The 16,335-nt window shown below is 42.9% G+C and carries 18 protein-coding genes, 1 pseudogene and 1 riboswitch; of the genes and pseudogenes, 6 read left to right on the top strand and 13 right to left on the bottom strand.

Annotated features, from left to right (window positions below):
• Positions 1–43: 43 nt before the first annotated feature.
• Positions 44–790, bottom strand: a complete 747-nt coding sequence (locus G4P54_RS07245) for an SDR family NAD(P)-dependent oxidoreductase (protein WP_151296604.1) — start codon at positions 788–790, stop codon at positions 44–46.
• Positions 791–958: 168 nt separating this feature from the next.
• Between G4P54_RS07245 and G4P54_RS07240 the strand changes: the two are divergent.
• Positions 959–1,318 (top strand): annotated as a pseudogene (locus tag G4P54_RS07240) (winged helix-turn-helix transcriptional regulator).
• A gap of 256 nt (positions 1,319–1,574) precedes the next feature.
• Here the strand turns inward: G4P54_RS07240 and queF are convergent.
• The 5 genes from queF to G4P54_RS07215 form a co-directional block, all read right to left on the bottom strand.
• Positions 1,575–2,072: a preQ(1) synthase gene (gene queF / locus G4P54_RS07235; RefSeq protein WP_024716285.1), complete on the bottom strand. Its 498-nt coding sequence runs from the start codon at positions 2,070–2,072 to the stop codon at positions 1,575–1,577.
• Positions 2,073–2,089: 17 nt separating this feature from the next.
• Positions 2,090–2,821 (bottom strand): 7-carboxy-7-deazaguanine synthase QueE, encoded by a 732-nt coding sequence (gene queE, locus G4P54_RS07230; protein ID WP_024716286.1) that lies wholly within the window; start codon positions 2,819–2,821, stop codon positions 2,090–2,092.
• A complete protein-coding gene (gene queD / locus G4P54_RS07225; RefSeq protein ID WP_167872231.1) occupies positions 2,814–3,263 on the bottom strand; it encodes a 6-carboxytetrahydropterin synthase QueD in 450 nt (149 codons plus the stop codon). Before queD ends, queE begins: the two co-directional genes overlap by 8 nt.
• Entirely contained in the window at positions 3,256–3,915 is a 660-nt protein-coding gene (gene queC, locus G4P54_RS07220; protein ID WP_024716288.1) for a 7-cyano-7-deazaguanine synthase QueC, read from the bottom strand. Before queC ends, queD begins: the two co-directional genes overlap by 8 nt.
• A gap of 127 nt (positions 3,916–4,042) precedes the next feature.
• Positions 4,043–4,087: riboswitch (PreQ1 riboswitch) on the bottom strand.
• A gap of 141 nt (positions 4,088–4,228) precedes the next feature.
• Positions 4,229–5,272, bottom strand: a complete 1,044-nt coding sequence (locus tag G4P54_RS07215) for a YkvI family membrane protein (RefSeq protein WP_167872230.1) — start codon at positions 5,270–5,272, stop codon at positions 4,229–4,231.
• A 366-nt stretch (positions 5,273–5,638) separates the two neighbouring features.
• Between G4P54_RS07215 and clpE the strand changes: the two genes are divergently transcribed.
• The 3 genes from clpE (at position 5,639) to motB (ending at position 9,688) form a co-directional block, all read left to right on the top strand.
• Positions 5,639–7,738 (top strand): ATP-dependent protease ATP-binding subunit ClpE, encoded by a 2,100-nt coding sequence (clpE, locus tag G4P54_RS07210; RefSeq protein WP_167872229.1) that lies wholly within the window; start codon positions 5,639–5,641, stop codon positions 7,736–7,738.
• A 380-nt stretch (positions 7,739–8,118) separates the two neighbouring features.
• Entirely contained in the window at positions 8,119–8,931 is an 813-nt protein-coding gene (gene motA / locus G4P54_RS07205) for a flagellar motor stator protein MotA (protein WP_024716291.1), read from the top strand.
• Positions 8,903–9,688 carry a flagellar motor protein MotB gene (gene motB, locus G4P54_RS07200; RefSeq protein ID WP_024716292.1) on the top strand — a complete coding sequence of 262 codons (786 nt, stop codon included), beginning with the start codon at positions 8,903–8,905 and terminating at the stop codon, positions 9,686–9,688. Before motA ends, motB begins: the two co-directional genes overlap by 29 nt.
• 37 nt (positions 9,689–9,725) lie before the next feature.
• Here motB and mhqR read toward each other — a convergent pair whose 3' ends face one another.
• Positions 9,726–10,163: a MarR family transcriptional regulator MhqR gene (mhqR, locus tag G4P54_RS07195; protein ID WP_024716293.1), complete on the bottom strand. Its 438-nt coding sequence runs from the start codon at positions 10,161–10,163 to the stop codon at positions 9,726–9,728.
• Positions 10,164–10,355: 192 nt separating this feature from the next.
• Between mhqR and kinD the strand changes: the two genes are divergently transcribed.
• Complete coding sequence (kinD, locus tag G4P54_RS07190) at positions 10,356–11,876, top strand: sporulation kinase KinD (RefSeq protein WP_167872228.1); 1,521 nt, start codon at positions 10,356–10,358, stop codon at positions 11,874–11,876.
• Between the two features lie 27 nt (positions 11,877–11,903).
• On the opposite strand, the gene G4P54_RS07185 is transcribed toward kinD, so the two are convergent.
• Positions 11,904–12,335: a hypothetical protein gene (locus G4P54_RS07185; protein ID WP_167872227.1), complete on the bottom strand. Its 432-nt coding sequence runs from the start codon at positions 12,333–12,335 to the stop codon at positions 11,904–11,906.
• An 85-nt stretch (positions 12,336–12,420) separates the two neighbouring features.
• Positions 12,421–12,678 (bottom strand): aspartyl-phosphate phosphatase Spo0E, encoded by a 258-nt coding sequence (spo0E, locus tag G4P54_RS07180; protein ID WP_024716296.1) that lies wholly within the window; start codon positions 12,676–12,678, stop codon positions 12,421–12,423.
• A 203-nt stretch (positions 12,679–12,881) separates the two neighbouring features.
• Here spo0E and G4P54_RS07175 point away from each other — a divergent pair, with 203 nt between their 5' ends.
• On the top strand, positions 12,882–13,202 hold the full coding sequence (locus tag G4P54_RS07175; protein WP_167872226.1) for a YkvA family protein: 321 nt from the start codon (positions 12,882–12,884) through the stop codon (positions 13,200–13,202).
• A 39-nt stretch (positions 13,203–13,241) separates the two neighbouring features.
• Here the strand turns inward: G4P54_RS07175 and mtnD are convergent, their stop codons facing one another.
• Genes mtnD through mtnW form a run of 4 tightly spaced genes read right to left on the bottom strand, consistent with a single transcriptional unit; the run spans position 13,242 to position 16,302 of the window.
• Complete coding sequence (mtnD, locus tag G4P54_RS07170; RefSeq protein WP_024716298.1) at positions 13,242–13,778, bottom strand: acireductone dioxygenase; 537 nt, start codon at positions 13,776–13,778, stop codon at positions 13,242–13,244.
• A gap of 15 nt (positions 13,779–13,793) precedes the next feature.
• The gene (locus tag G4P54_RS07165) at positions 13,794–14,423 is read right to left on the bottom strand and encodes a methylthioribulose 1-phosphate dehydratase (RefSeq protein WP_024716299.1); all 630 of its coding nucleotides are present in this window, start codon (positions 14,421–14,423) and stop codon (positions 13,794–13,796) included.
• Complete coding sequence (gene mtnX / locus G4P54_RS07160) at positions 14,381–15,088, bottom strand: 2-hydroxy-3-keto-5-methylthiopentenyl-1-phosphate phosphatase (RefSeq protein ID WP_024716300.1); 708 nt, start codon at positions 15,086–15,088, stop codon at positions 14,381–14,383. The genes G4P54_RS07165 and mtnX overlap by 43 nt, the downstream gene beginning before the upstream one ends.
• Positions 15,085–16,302 (bottom strand): 2,3-diketo-5-methylthiopentyl-1-phosphate enolase, encoded by a 1,218-nt coding sequence (gene mtnW / locus G4P54_RS07155; protein ID WP_167872225.1) that lies wholly within the window; start codon positions 16,300–16,302, stop codon positions 15,085–15,087. Before mtnW ends, mtnX begins: the two co-directional genes overlap by 4 nt.
• Positions 16,303–16,335: the final 33 nt, after the last annotated feature.

Below are 16,335 nucleotides of genomic sequence, written 5' to 3'. Positions count from 1 at the left end.
TTAACCTTTTTTGGGGACTATTTGTAATCTCTGCGCAGTGAAATTATACCTGTGCTAGCCCGCCATCTACGAACAATTCAACACCCGTCAAGTAACTGCTTTCGTCTGAAGCAAGGAAAGATACAGCGTTTGCTACTTCTTCAGGTGTCCCAACTTTTCCAGCTGGAACAGTATTTCTGGTATTCTCCATTGCTCCTTCAAGTGCATCACCAAAAAGCTCATCGTATGCAGGTGTAAGAATAACTCCTGGACTAACCACATTTACGCGGATTTCAGTCCCTTTTAGGTCAAGAATCCAGTTGCGAACTAGTGCTCTTAATGCTGCTTTAGATGCTCCATATACACTAAACGCTGGGTTGCCAATTGATCCAGCAGTAGAGCCCGTTACAATAATAGAACCTACTTTGTCCGGGAATAGTGATAACGCTTTTTGAACAGTAAAGATGGTTCCTTTAACGTTAATGTCGAACGTTCTATCAACCTGCTCTTCAGTAATTTCACCTAATGGAAGGAAGTTGCCGGTGCCTGCATTAGCAAAAAGAATGTCCAACTTACCTTTTTCCTGCTTTATAATGTCATATAGTTTGTCTAAGTCTTCAAGCTTAGAAATATCACCTTGAACACCGGTTACGTTCTTGCCAATTTGGTTAACAGCTTTATCAAGTTCATTTTGTCTACGTCCCGTGATATAAACATATGCACCTTCGTTTACAAATTTTTGTGCTGTAGCAAGACCAATACCACTTGTTCCACCCGTTACAAGCGCTATTTTACCTTCAAATTTACCCATACTTAACACTCCTTTAGAATTAATTTTATTTTATGTCTAGTACCTTTAAGTACTTGAAGAACAACTTACAAGATATAGTATCCTTCAGTAAGCACTTTATCGGAAGTACCCACTTTTTTGTGATATAGTAACTAAAAAGTAACAAATGTGGAATGGAGAGCTTTAGACATGAAAAAATTTAGCTGTGGGTTTGAAGTGACAAAGGAAGTTATTGGCGGAAAATGGAAAGGTCTTGTATTATACTTTTTAATGAATGGACCAAAGAGAACGAGTGAATTAAAGCGCATTATCCCAAATATAACTCAGAAAATGCTGATTCAAACACTTAGAGAGCTTGAAGCCAGTGGACTTGTGAGCAGATAGATGTATAATCAGGTACCGCCGAAGGTTGAATATTCATCCACTGAACTTGGAGAATCTCTTAAACCTATCTTGCAGGAGCTCTGTCAATGGGGAGCCCATTATGCGGAGCAAGAGTATGCAGAAGGTGAATATGAAATTGTACAACCAGAACACCTAAAGTATTGATAATAATATTTAATGCCTATGATCTCTAGATAAGCATTTTTTCTTTCGAATAAAAAAGAAAAGACGTACAAATTGTACGCCTTAATCTGCTTCTGTACTATCAATTTTTCACTGCATTAAAGTCACAGTTCAGGTTGCACCTTAGGTCACACTTTTTGATGCAATTCCCATGAATAGAGCCATTTTCAGGTGTGACTTTTCCCACTTTTACTGTGACTCCACTTCGTCTCACACTCGGTATCACACAACGGAATGATTAACGATTATCAACCGTCTCCGGATACAAATCATGATTCATCATACGGTATTCCGCCATCTTCTCATACTTCGTGCCCGGCTTTCCGTAGTTTGTATATGGGTCAATGGAAATTCCGCCTCTTGGTGTGAATTTGCCCCATACTTCGATGTAGCGCGGATCCATTAATTCAATCAGGTCGTTCATGATGATGTTCATGCAGTCTTCGTGGAAGTCACCATGATTTCTGAAGCTGAACAGATACAGCTTCAATGATTTGCTTTCAACCATTTTTTCATCAGGAATGTAGCTGATGTAGATGGTCGCAAAGTCAGGCTGCCCTGTTTTCGGACATAAAGACGTGAATTCAGGGCAATTGAATTTTACAAAGTAATCGCGGTTTACATGTTTATTAGGGAAGGATTCCAGCACGTCCGGCGCGTATTCAAACAAATAATTTGTGCCTTGGTTGCCAAGCAGTGTGACACCTTCTAATTCTGATTCTTTTCTTGTCGTCATATTTATCTTCCTTTCTATTATACTCCGCGTTTGTTGCCCCATAACAGGGTATGCAGCTGCGGAAGCACTCTTACGAGATTCAGCTCCGCATCGGCAGCTACCTTATCAACAAGCGCTTCATATTTTCCAAGCAAATGTGCAATCAATGTCTGATCATCTGTCGTGTGCACGTCATCGTTGCCGACTTGTAAATAAAACGGGATTCCCGGGTAACGCTTGTGCACCGTTTTGGCAAACGCCAAATCTTCATCATTGAAAATAACAACCTTTAAGCTGACAGCATGCTGTCTGTTATTCTCTTTAAGTGAAGTCAAAATGTGATCAAGCTTTTGAAAGTCCGTCACCATTTTTGAGCTTGGCGGCTTTGGAGAAATTGTCAAATCATCGATCAGCGTAAACCACTCCTGATAAACAGTCCCCTGGGTTTCGAGCGCTGCACGGATGTTGTTTTCCTTCAGCAGCTCAATAAAAGCATCCAGCTGTTTTAACAAAGCCGGGTTTCCGCCCGAGATCGTCACATGGGAAAACGCATCTCCCCCAATCTCCTTAAGCTCTGTAAAAATTTCCTCAGCCGTCATCCAGCGAATATCTTTTTTAGCAGACCCGTCCCAAGTGAAAGCAGAGTCACACCAGCTGCAGGAATAATCACAGCCGGCTGTCCGGACGAACATCGTTTTCTGTCCGATCACCATGCCCTCTCCTTGAATCGTCGGGCCGAAAATTTCTAATACAGGGATTCCTTTAGCCATTCAAACCACCCTTTTTCGGACGGTAGACACAGTAGCTTGTCGGTGTTTCACGGACAAACACCTGTACACAGGCCGGCTTATTCTCCAAAGTGTCTAAATAAGCCTGTACGTTGTCATAAATCGTTTTCGCCACGACTTCAGTTGTCGGCAGCGAATAGCAATCATCCTGAGAAAAATCTTCATGATCATTCAATAGCGTATGATCATAGTTTCCGTGCACAAGTTTTTTGAGCACGCTGAAATTGACAAGGAAGCCGGAATCGTCAAGTTCGTCGCCGGCAACGGTTATATTTACAGTATACGTATGTCCATGAACCCTGCTGCACGCTCCCGCACTTTCCCGAGGGATAAAGTGAGCGGCTGAGATGTGCATGTCCTTATTCAGTTCAAACGAATAAGGATGCTGGGCCTGCGGATAAATTTGAGATAACAATTTATGCACGCTCTCCTTTCATCACCATATATTCTTCATAACCTTTGGAACGGAGGTGGCATGCCGGACATTCGCCGCAGCCGTCTGCGATGATGCCGTTATAGCAAGTCAGCGTGTTATTTTTTACAAAATCAAGCGCGCCAAGCTCATCTGCAAGCTTCCATGTTTCCGCCTTGTTGAGCCACATAAGAGGCGTATGGATGACAAACGGCTTCTCCATCGCCAGGTTTACCGTTACATTGCAGGATTTCACAAATTCATCACGGCAGTCAGGATAACCGCTGAAGTCTGTCTCGCAAACTCCTGTAATAATGTGGCGCGCGCCAATTTGGTATGCCAGGATAGACGCAAAGGATAAAAACACCAAGTTGCGGCCCGGAACAAATGTAGATGGCAATTCGCCGTCTTTTACTTCTATTTCAATATCATCTCTTGTCAAGGCATTCGGTGCAAGCTGATTTAAAAGAGACATATCAAGCAAATGGTTTTTCACACCAAGCTTTTCTGCAATGGATTGTGCCACTTCAATTTCCTGCGCATGACGCTGATTATAATGAAACGTCACTGTTTCGACTTCTTCGAATTCTTTTAGAGCCCACAGTAAGCATGTGGTGCTGTCTTGACCGCCGCTGAATACGACAATTGCTTTTTCTTTTTTCATAATTCCTCTCCTTCTCCGCAATAAAAACGTCGGCGAGAGACATTGCTACAGCTGATTCACACAAAAAAACACCTTATCGGAAGGTGCTCTAGAAAAACATAAAAAAGGCCGTATCCAAGGATACAGCTCGTCCTTAGTTTTTTATAGAGGGTGTAGCTAGAACCTCTCCCGCATATCGCACGGATTTTCTTCAATTTTTCACTTCTGCTATCTTACCATAATGTTGTTTTTCTTGACAATAAAAAAAGTCGGCTACCAGCTTTCTGATCAAGCTTTGTTCTGCAATGACGGCCCGCTTCATTATATATGTATGTTACAAACTGCGCCGCCGGGGAGCCTTTTTGCAAATCAGTGCGCCTATGAAGGCCAGACTCACATAGCCAAACAAGGGATAAATCGTTGAAATCAGGTTGCCGTATCCAATTTGGCTCGTGATATAAGCTGTAAGCATAATGGCCGTAAATATATATTTTCCTTTCATTGGCAGAAAGCTCTGCACTTGCTTTTCCAATCCATAAAGGTTGCCGATCACTGATGTGAACACTTCGCCGAAAATAATGAGCAAATAAATCAAATGGACAGATCGCGCAAAGAGATAAACCACTTGAGCCATCGGTATATCATACAAAAAAACATCCGGGAGAGTCGACAAAGACAGAAAGCTCGCGGAAAGCACAATCGTCAGCATCGTGCCTCCGATTAAAGCTCCTTTTTTGATCACTTTTTCCGATGACATTTCATTCGCAAGCGGGACCAAAACCGCTTGGGCAAGCGATAAATTCAATGCGCCGTAAGAGAATGCTGACAGGAGCCAATCCCAGCGATGCGGCCAGACCCACTGAACCGCGTTCCGTGTCTCGCTGAAAATAAAAGAGTCGGCCACCACAATCATAGAAAAGATAATCAAAAGAGGAACAACAAACACATTGACACCAAAAATGCCTTTTACTCCTCTGGTCATCACAATTAAGCTCAATCCGATCGTAATCAGCATCCCAATTTGTGCGGACATCCCCAGCTGTTCCTCAAAAAGCGCCCCTGCCCCAGAGAGCATGACAGAAGTTACACCAAGGAGAACAAACAGCATAAAGACATTGATAATCCGCCCAGCCGTCTCCCCGAACAAAAATATGTTCATTTCTTGATATGACTTGGCATTGATTCGCTTAGAAATAATCATCAGCTTGGCACCCAGAAACGTAAACATTCCGCCGCTGACAATAATACCGACTAACCCGAACCAGCCGAATTTCAGAAAAAACTCAACAATTTCCCTGCCAGTCGCAAATCCAGCTCCGACTACTGTACCGACATACACAAAAGCAAGCTGACTTGCAGACCCTTTTGACTGTTCCATTTCTCCCCTCCGAACGAACCGCAGTTTTGTCCATATATGCCTTTTTATAACCTATGAGACAAGTTCCTTGAAAAGACGAAGAAAACATGTTTTACTGTGTGAACAAACCAAAAATTTTTTGTGCAAAAGGCTTGAAAGTCAAAGAAGGTCAGAGTATACTGATAATCAAAGTTGGTCAAACAAACCGGCCTTTTTTAAACATCAATTGGTCAAAGTTAGTCAAATAGTCAGATTGCTCTGAGCATATTGTTTTGAAAGCCTATGGGTTTGCCGTATACTAATAGTCAAAGAAGGTCAAATCAAAACGGCCTTTTTATTCACATTCATTGGTCAAAAAAGATCAAATTTTTAAGGAGGTTTTGGCAAATGCGTTGTCAACATTGTCATCAAAACGAGGCGACGATTCGCCTTAACATGCAAATAAATTCCGTTCATAAACATATGGTTCTATGTGAAACTTGCTATAACGAACTGATCCGTAAACCTTCAATGAGTATGGGTCCTCAATCTTTCGGATTTCCGTTTGAGCAGGCATTCCAGCCGAAAGAACAAAACGCAGCAAAACAAAGCCAGAAAAAAGGCTTGCTTGATGAGCTGGCTCAAAATGTGACAAACGGTGCAAAAGCCGGTCTCATTGACCCCGTCATCGGCCGTGATGAAGAAGTGGCGCGCGTGATCGAAATTCTGAATCGCCGCAACAAAAACAATCCGGTTCTCATCGGGGAACCGGGTGTAGGGAAAACCGCCATCGCCGAAGGGCTCGCTTTAAAAATTGCTGAAGGTGATGTTCCAAACAAACTGAAAAACAAAGAGCTTTACTTGCTGGATGTTGCATCCCTTGTTGCAAACACAGGGATCAGAGGCCAATTTGAAGAGAGAATGAAACAGCTGATCAATGAGCTGAAAGAACGAAAAAATGTCATTCTGTTCATTGATGAAATTCATCTTCTCGTCGGCGCAGGCTCTGCAGAGGGATCAATGGACGCCGGCAACATTCTGAAACCTGCCCTTGCCAGAGGCGAACTGCAAGTCATTGGTGCCACAACACTGAAGGAATACCGTCAAATCGAAAAAGATGCCGCACTGGAAAGACGTTTTCAGCCTGTCATGGTGCAAGAACCTTCCATTGAACAGGCCATCCGCATTTTAGAAGGGATTAAAGACAAATACGAAGCATACCATGGCGTGACATTCAGCGATGATGCAATCAAAGCATGTGTGACTTTATCATCCCGCTACATTCAGGACAGACACCTGCCGGATAAAGCGATTGACTTATTGGATGAAGCGGGTTCAAAAGCCAACCTGTTACTTGATGAGTTAAGTGATGAAGATGCGGCTGAACGCTTAACTGCGATTGAAGCTGAAAAAACAAAAGCCCTGGAAGAAGAAAATTATGAGCTGGCTGCCGAACTCCGTGATGAGGAAATCTCATTGGAGAAAAAGCTGAACAGCTCTTCCGCTCATTCCGATGTCACTGTGGAAGCTGAGCACATTCAAGAAATTGTTGAACAAAAAACAGGCATCCCTGTCGGCAAGCTGCAGACTGATGAACAAACAAAAATGAAAGAGCTTGAAGCAAAGCTTCAGGAACGTGTAATTGGACAAGAAGCTGCCGTTCAAAAAGTGGCAAAAGCGGTAAGACGAAGCCGTGCAGGATTAAAATCCAAAAACAGACCGGTCGGCTCCTTCCTTTTCGTCGGCCCTACCGGTGTAGGGAAAACAGAGCTTTCAAAAACACTGGCAGATGAATTATTCGGCACAAAAGAAGCAATTATCCGCCTCGATATGAGCGAGTACATGGAGAAACACGCCGTATCTAAAATCATCGGTTCGCCGCCAGGATATGTCGGTCATGAAGAAGCTGGACAATTAACAGAAAAAGTGCGCCGTAATCCTTACAGCATCGTGCTATTGGATGAAATTGAAAAAGCACACCCAGACGTTCAGCATATGTTCCTGCAAATCATGGAGGACGGCCGTCTGACAGACAGCCAAGGCAGAACCGTTAGTTTTAAAGACACTGTGATTATCATGACAAGCAATGCGGGCACCGGCGAAAAACAAACAAAAGTCGGTTTCCAAGCAGAGGACAGTGCCATCGAAGAACAAACGTTGATTGATTCACTGAGCATGTTCTTTAAACCTGAGTTCCTCAACCGTTTTGACAGCATTATTGAGTTCCGCTCATTGGAAAAAGAACACCTTGTCAAAATCGTCAGCCTTCTTCTTGGTGAACTTGAAGAAACATTGGCTGAACGCGGCATTAGCTTGAATGTGACAGACGAAGCGAAAGAAAAAATCGCTGAGCTGGGCTACCACCCTTCATTCGGTGCGCGTCCGCTTAGAAGAACCATTCAAGAATGGGTTGAGGACGAAATGACCAATCTGCTGCTTGATAATAGCGAGATCACAAGTTTTCAGGTCACTTTAGAAAATGATAAAATCAAAGTGCGAGCGAAATAACAATTAGCGGTTTCCTTTTAGGAAGCCGCTTTTTTATACATTCATACTCTTGACTGAGAAAATACCGTCCCTTCCCACGAAGCGCTGCTCCCCTTTATCCTTTACACTTTTTTTAAGGAGGAATGGAACATGTTTATACACAGTGAATATTTATTTCTACTCATATATGAAAACAATCTGAAGGAAAGCCTGCAAGCAAACTGCCAATTTCATTAAACCCCAGGGCTTTTCAATTTTGAAAAGCTCATTTTGTTTATTTCTCCCTTCTATGCCTCTTCCTTGAAAATTTCATGAACAAATTCACAATGTCCCTAAAGTTCCGGGCACCAAAACCGATATTAACCATAGACAAGCTAGTAAAAAAGGATTTGGTGAAAACTATGGATAAAACTTCGTTAATTGGTATTATTCTTGCTTTTGTGGCATTGAGTGTGGGAATGGTTCTAAAAGGCGTCAGCTTCAGCGCGCTTGCAAACCCAGCTGCCATTTTAATTATTATTGCCGGGACAATCTCAGCAGTCGTTATTGCGTTCCCAACAAAAGAAATTAAAAACGTGCCTGCGCTGTTCCGAGTGTTATTTAAAGAAAACAAGCAGCTCACAATAGAGGAGCTCATTCCTAAGTTCTCTGAATGGGCTCAGCTTGCACGCCGCGAGGGTCTGCTTGCTTTAGAAGCAAGCATTGAGGATGTAGATGACGCTTTCCTGAAAAACGGGCTCAGCATGGCTGTTGACGGGCAAAGTGCGGAATTTATCAGAGATATCATGACAGAGGAAGTCGAAGCGATGGAAGACAGGCACCAAACCGGAGCCGCTATTTTCACACAGGCAGGAACATACGCGCCGACACTTGGAGTACTTGGCGCCGTAATCGGTCTGATCGCCGCCCTCTCTCATATGGACAATACAGATGAGCTCGGACACGCCATCAGCGCAGCCTTTGTTGCCACCCTTCTCGGTATCTTTACGGGATATGTATTATGGCATCCTTTCGCAAACAAATTAAAACGTAAATCAAAACAAGAAGTAAAACTGCGTGAGGTCATGATTGAAGGTGTTTTATCCGTTTTAGAAGGACAGGCACCGAAAGTCATCGAACAAAAACTTTTAATGTACCTTCCTGCGAAGGACCGCTTGAAATTTGCAGAACAAGGAGAGGCGCAAAATGGCGAGAAAAAAGAAGAAGAAGCATGAGGACGAGCACGTTGATGAATCATGGCTCGTTCCTTACGCCGACATCCTAACTCTTCTCCTGGCATTATTTATCGTGCTGTATGCGAGCAGCTCGATTGACGTAGCTAAATTTAAGATGCTTTCAAAATCATTTAATGAAGTCTTTACAGGCGGCACCGGTGTAATGGACTATTCCAGTGTCACCCCTCCTAAAGAGGAGAAAGATGGAATCGATAAAGTTCAAAAGGATAAAGAAGAGAAAGAAAAAGAGAAAAACAAGAAAGAAAAAGCAGCTGATCAAAAAGAACTTCAAAGTGTGAAAAGCCAGGTGGACAAGTTCATCAAAGATAAAAAGCTGGAACATCAGCTAGAAACAAAGATGACTAGTGAAGGGCTTTTGATTACGATTAAAGACAGCATCTTCTTTGATTCTGGGAAAGCGACCATCCGTAAGGAAGATGTTCCGCTTGCACAAGAGATTTCCAACCTTCTTGTGATTAATCCGCCGAGAAATATCATTATCAGCGGACATACTGATAATATGCCAATTAAAAATTCCGAATTCCAATCAAACTGGCATTTAAGCGTCATGAGAGCGGTAAACTTTATGGGGCTCCTGATTGAAAACCCTAAGCTCGACGCAAAAGTGTTCAGTGCTAAGGGCTATGGGGAGTATAAACCGGTGGCTTCCAACAAAACTGCGGAAGGCCGAGGCAAAAACCGGCGCGTTGAAGTTCTCATCTTGCCAAGAGGCGCAGCGGAAACAAATGAGAAATAGAAAAAAGGAAGCCTTATGAATATCAGGCTTCCTTTTTTTACTTATTATGAAACTGTTTTGCGTTTAAGCCTACTCTTTTTAACATTTCCGTGCACATCTCTACCTCTTCTTCACTTAATACGCTGATCATTTCATCAATTTCTGCAGCATGACCAGGGAAAATATCATCCAAAAGACCGATGCCTTTTTCAGTGATTTGTGCAAATGTCACTCGTCTGTCTGTAGGAGACGCTTTCCGAATGAGGAGTTCTTTTTTCTCCAGCTTATCTACAACGTATGTGATACTCCCGCTAGCCAAGAGAATTTTATCCCCTATCTGCTGCAGCGGCTGATCGCCTTTATGGTACAACAGCTCCAGCACAGCAAATTCAGTCGGATTCAGTCCATGCTTATGAATATGCTTATTCATATGATCATTAATAGACCGATACGCGCGCGACAGCACGATAAATAATTTCAGTGATTTTTCTGTCATGTCTCAATCATCCTTTTAGAAACCGTTACAGAGAAACATTAATAAACAAAGACCGAAATGTCAATAAAAATCTTTCCAATATTTCTCTTCTTTTTTATGATATAAGCATCTAAACATCTTTTTCTATTTTTTTTGGTTATTTTTTCTTATTAAAGAAGAAGAAACAATGATATAATACCTCTAATCAGGTGTATGTTGGAGCGATGCAAATTGAAAATACTAAAAGGCGCCTGCGGGAGTGTCAAACTTTATCTGATACTAGTCGTGATTCCGGCAATCGTCATCAGCTTTTTCGTATATGAAAAAGAAAAAGATACAATAGCTGCAGAACATAAGCAAGAAGCGAGTGTCCTGCTGAACCTTCACCGCAACAAAATCAACTATTTAATCGGAGAAACAAAGGCGAGAATGACTTCCTTGTCCATCGCCATCGACAGACCGGTTGATATAAAGAAAATGCAGTCGATTTTGAAAAAAACCTTTGATTCGGAGCCGAGGTTTTCCGGTCTCTATTTACTGAATGCCAAAGGAGATGTCACCGCAAGCACAACAGAATTAAAAACGCAAGTAAACCTGGCCGACAGATCTTTTTTTACAAAAGCGAAGGAAACAAAAAAGACAGTCATTTCAGATAGTTATTCGAGCAGAATTACAGGCCAGCCGATTTTCACCATTTCTGTCCCTGTTTTGGATTCAAAACGAAATGTGACAGATTATCTTGTCGCAGCTATTCAGGTTGATTATTTAAAAAATCTCATTAACTTGCTGAGTCCTGATGTTTACATTGAAGTTGTAAACCAAGACGGAAAAAGGATTTTTTCGAGCGGACAGGCCTCTCATGCAGAAGATCAGAAACCAGTCAGCGGCTATCTGGATGATATCAGCTGGAATATGAAAGTATATCCGAACCCGGTCACAATAGAAGAACTGACGAAAAGCCTTTTGCTTCCGCTTTCTTGCAGTATTGTACTGCTGAATATTCTTTTTATTCTCGTGCTGTATTATTTGCTGAAGCGGCAGACCCAGCTGGAGCGCTCGGAAAACGAGGCGCAAAAATTAGAGCTGATCGGAACGCTTGCTGCCAGCACAGCCCATGAAATCCGCAACCCGCTCACCGGTATCAGCGGCTTTATTCAGCTGCTTCAAAAGAAATATAAAGGTGAAGAAGATCAGCTGTACTTCTCCATTATTGAACAGGAGATCAAGCGCATCAATCAAATTGTGAGTGAGTTTCTCGTTCTCGGCAAGCCGACAGCTGAAAAATGGGAGCTGAACTCGCTTCAGGATATTATCGGTGAAATTATGCCGATCATCTATTCTGAGGGCAATCTATACAATGTTGAAGTCGAATTACAATATTTAACCGAGCAGCCTTTACTCGTAAAATGTACAAAAGATCATATTAAACAAGTGATTTTAAATGTAGCAAAAAACGGCCTTGAGTCAATGCCTGATGGAGGCAAACTGACGATCTCCCTGGGAGCTTTAGATAAAAAGGCCGTTATCAAAGTTGTGGATAACGGTGAAGGGATTTCTCAGGAAATGCTTGATCATATCTTCCTTCCCTTTGTGACTTCCAAAGAAAAAGGAACCGGCCTCGGCCTTGTTGTATGTAAACGGATCGTGCTGATGTACGGCGGCTCCATTCATATTGAAAGTGAAGCGCGGAGAGGCACAGAGGTAACGATCACCCTCCCCGTATCCGATTCATAGCCCCCCTGACCTTGTCAGGAGGGTTTTTTATTTTCGTGACCGGGCATTGCCATTCGACTTGCTTGCTGTCCTGCCAGAAAAGAGTCTGTTAATGAAGCGCACCAGCAGTTTCAGCAGCAAAAAAAACATAAAGAATACTAAAAACCCCTTTAAACCTTCCGTGGCATCTAAAAACTCCATATTCCCTCTTCCCGTCACCTTTTGCTGAATTTCAATCGCAAATACGATAACGATGATGACTGTAACGGTATAGATAAAGGACAAGGCTGTCATGCTCCATTTAGATAACCATTTAAACACAGCATGCGTGACACCGAAAAAGAAAATGCCAAAAATGCCGATCACCCAAAAATGCATTTCTTTGTCGGTTAAATGAATCCCCAACATTCCGCAGAAAGAAATAAAAGCATCATGAAATTGATTAACCATTTCAGTAATGAGAATCGCCAGTTCTTTCATTAGTTCCCTCTTTCATATGAATTTTTCCAGAAAAAAAGAGCGCTTCTGAAAAGCTCTCTCTTTATATATGCATTTGATAGCGCCGCTATTTATTAGCATCGTATGCTGGCATAACATCTCTGCGAGGCCACAAGCCTAATTTCTTTACAAGGCCTTGAATCCCTTGAGAAAGTTCGTTTTCTTGCATGAGCTGGTGATATTCGTTCATTAAACAATCCAGCTCCTGACTGTGTCTGATCGTGTCATGCCCTGTAAACCCCTGCTTTCTAGCGGCATCTATCATTAACTTTCTTTTTTCATCAATAGACACCAACAATCTTTCTTGTTCAGAAGAACCGCCCATTCACTTCACCCCTCGCCGCTAAGAAATAGGAAACAAGTTTGATTGGGTTATTGTGCATTATTACAGATTATACTTTATTTGTAAACATATTTTCATTAAAATAAGTTATTTTTTCAGGTATAATAGATATATTGATAGGATTAGAAGAACAATACCCAGATGAAGAATATCTTAAACACATCGCCAGGCAGGAGGTATGCTCAATGAAGAAAAGAAAAGCAATGATGCTCGGAGCAGCAGGCGGTAAAGCGATGTTAAAAAGGAAAAACCGAAAAAAATCGATTCAGCACATCCAGGTTTTTTTTCAAATGCTCCGCGATTGGAGAAACGGTGACTATCCCCGTTCACAAGTGAAAACCCTTTTGCTTCTAGCTGCTGCGCTCTTATATATCGCCATGCCTCTCGACATTATTCCGGACTTTATCCTCGGTCTTGGGATCATTGACGATGCAGCTGTTTTAGGTTTGATTTGGATGCTGATAAAAAAAGAAATGTCACAATATGAAAAGTGGCGTTTGCAATAAATCTAAAAAGCCCCGTTCGATGAACGGGGCTTTTCCTGCTTATTGATTCACACTGTCTTTTTCATAAATCGGAACCCAGCCTTCAGTTGTGACAAAGATTCTCACCGCGACAACTTTGCGGTCCTCCTGAAGCGTGAAGTAATGGCGGATATTTTCAGGCACGGAGATTAAATCTCCAGGATTTAAACGGACATCAAAAAACGTGCCGTCCTTGCCTTGAATGACAAAAATGCCGTGTCCGCTTACGATAAAACGAACCTCATCGTCTGTATGGTGATGCTCTCTTTTAAAGTTCTCAAGCAGTTCATCAAGTTTTGGGTTGCTGTCTGACAAGGAAATAACATCCTGCGCTTTGTAACCGCGGCGGGCTGAAATATCTTTAATTTCAGCTTCAAAGGTATCAAGAATTTGCTGTTTTTCTCCTTCTGTCAGATCATATTTCTCCGAAAGCTGATCAGGGAGCTTCGCAATATCCCATTGTTCATAAATCACCTCTTGACTGTCCAGAAAACTTGCTACTTCCTCTTGATTCTCAATGGTTGTATTTGCCTCATTATGAATTCGAATTGTTGCCATTTCAGTTCCTCCTTTTTATTTAACCAGCTGGTGCTGGAGTGTTTTCAATTTCAAATGGCAGCTGAACAAAAATTCATATGCCTCAAGCACTCTTTTTGCTTCAAATGCCGTTTTCCCCCAAGCGGTAATGCCGTGATTTCGGATCAGAACAGCTCCTGAATCTTCTGAAACTTCTCCCGAAAACAGTGCCGCGAGCGTCGGAATATGAGCCGGATTTTCAATGATCGGTATGGTCGCTTCTGCATTCTCTTCCCACAGGCCGAGCGCTTTTATGATTTCCTGGCCTCTGAATGTGATTTTCTTTTGGTCTCCGTACAGCTCTGAGATGACATTATTGTTTACCGTATGAACGTGCAGACAGCATCCTGCATTGGTTTTATTGTACAAATGTGTATGAAGGAGTGTTTCCGCTGACGGTTTTAAAGAATGCCCGCTTTCGACAGGCTCTCCGTTTTGATCCACCAGCAGAAAATCTTCATCGGTTTCTTTTCGTTTATCTTTCCCGCTCGCGGTTACGAGAAATGTTAAAGGCTCATCAGAAACTTTAATTGACAGATTGCCGCTAGTCGCCGGAAACCAATCTCTTTCTGCCAATTCCCGTTTTACTTCAGCGAGCTCTCGCCAGCGTTCTTGTTTTGCAGCCATTCCTGTACCTCCGTTACATTCTCAATCTCTTTTCTAATCTCATAAAAATCGTGATACGGGAGATGATTCAGGTTACGCTCTCGGCATTCGTTTAATAAATAATCCCTTGCAAAGCAAAGGTCAGACAGCTTTGCCGCCTCCACATCTGTAACGGAATCACCGATCATGATGATATATTGGTTCGGTTCAGAAAGGTCATGTATCACCGACGGCTTGCAGCATCCGCATTGATTGCTGCACGTTCCCTTGCAAGAATGCGGCCAGTCAATATGAATATAGTCTTGGTCAAATGACGCATGGTTGCAATAAATATGGTCTTTTTCCACAATGCCTTCAAGCAATGGATACACAAAAAAATCCATACCTCCGCTTACGACATAAAACGGAAGCTCATGCTCCTTGACAAACGCTACAAATTCCCGAAAGCCTTCCCTGATTTTTGCATCTTCCAATACGAATCTCGTCATCTCTTCTTTTAAACTGCTCGGCAGAAGGCCGAACATCCGCCCGACACCTTCCTTAATCGACAGCGATTTGGAGAGCACGCCATCTTTTAATGCCGTCCATTCCGGCGGAGCGAACGTTTTCATAATGCTTATAATGTTATCGTTCATCGTGATGGTTCCGTCAAAATCACAAATAATGAAAGGTTTTCGAGTCGTCATTCTTCCTCAACCTTTCCCCATTTATCTAGCGCAAGCTTCAGATCCTTGCATTGCTTGACTTTTTCATCAATCGGCTGGGCTTCCAGGACAGCATCAATGACGGCTCTGAACGCTTTGCCTCCGCCTTGGGCGCCATTCGGATGTCCGTGTACGCCTCCTCCGGCGTTAATAATATGATCTATGCCGAAATCCCGCATCAACAGCGGAACCATGCCGGGATGAATGCCTGCTGACGGAACGGCAAATGTCTGATTAAAGGCATCCTCTCTCACACATTCTTCGTGAATCGCGAGCGCATCCTCTCTCGGAAGCGCGACCGAACCGTATGGAGACGGAAAGAGACTGAAATCAGCACCGCAATACCGGTTTAATTTTCCGAGCAGAAGAGCGTGAGAAAAGCCATAATCCGGAGAAGACGTAAACGCCCCGCTGACAGCTGGATGCGCCATAATCGGGATCTGGATTTCACGATCTTCCGCAAGGCTTTGCATGACGTCCAGGCCGTAAGCAAAGACATTAAACAAAAGTGCATCCGCTCCCAATTCGGCGGCGCGTCTCGCTTTGTCTTTCAAATCAGCCGTGCGCCCAGTCAAATTCACCGCATACAGCGTTTTATGTCCGGTTTGCTCATATGTTTCCTTCAATATCTGCTTTCCCTCTGTAATTCTTGTTTCAAAAGGCGCCAGACCTGTTTCAAAGAAAATTTCATCGTCCTTAATCAAGTCAACTCCGCCTAGCGCCTGCTGTCTGAGCTGTTCTTTAATATCATTCAGACCTCTTCCGATAACACCTTTAAAAATGCTCATTAACAGCGGTCTTTCAAACTCCCCCAGCAGCTTTCGGATACCGTATACGCCGAACTTCGGTCCAGGCAGCGTGCGCTTAAATGCTTCTGAGAAATGAAGATCAAGCAATTTGATTTTTCCGTCCAGCGACAGCTTGCCAAACACTGTTGTCAGCAAAGCCGGAATGTCCTGAGAGAAATTGATTTCAGGATAGGCAATTGTGATCACTGCTTGTTTTCCTGATGCAGGAGTTCCCTCTATCTCCTCAACCTTTATCACCCGCCCCTTGTGCTTTTGCATTTGCTCCTGTTTTAAAAGGGGCAGATCCGTCCAGGAGCCCACTGTCAATCCTGTTGCGATTTGTTCTGCTTTTTTCTCCGTATCGGCTCCCGGTTCTGTCAGGAGATATGTCGCTAATAACTCACTCATGCCAGAGCTCCTTTCATTTTCATCCATATAAAA

Origin of the sequence: Bacillus tequilensis, from assembly GCF_012225885.1 — a bacterium.
In the GTDB taxonomy this organism is placed as follows: Bacteria; Bacillota; Bacilli; order Bacillales; family Bacillaceae; genus Bacillus; species Bacillus tequilensis.
This window is presented reverse-complemented; position numbering and strand designations above follow the sequence as displayed.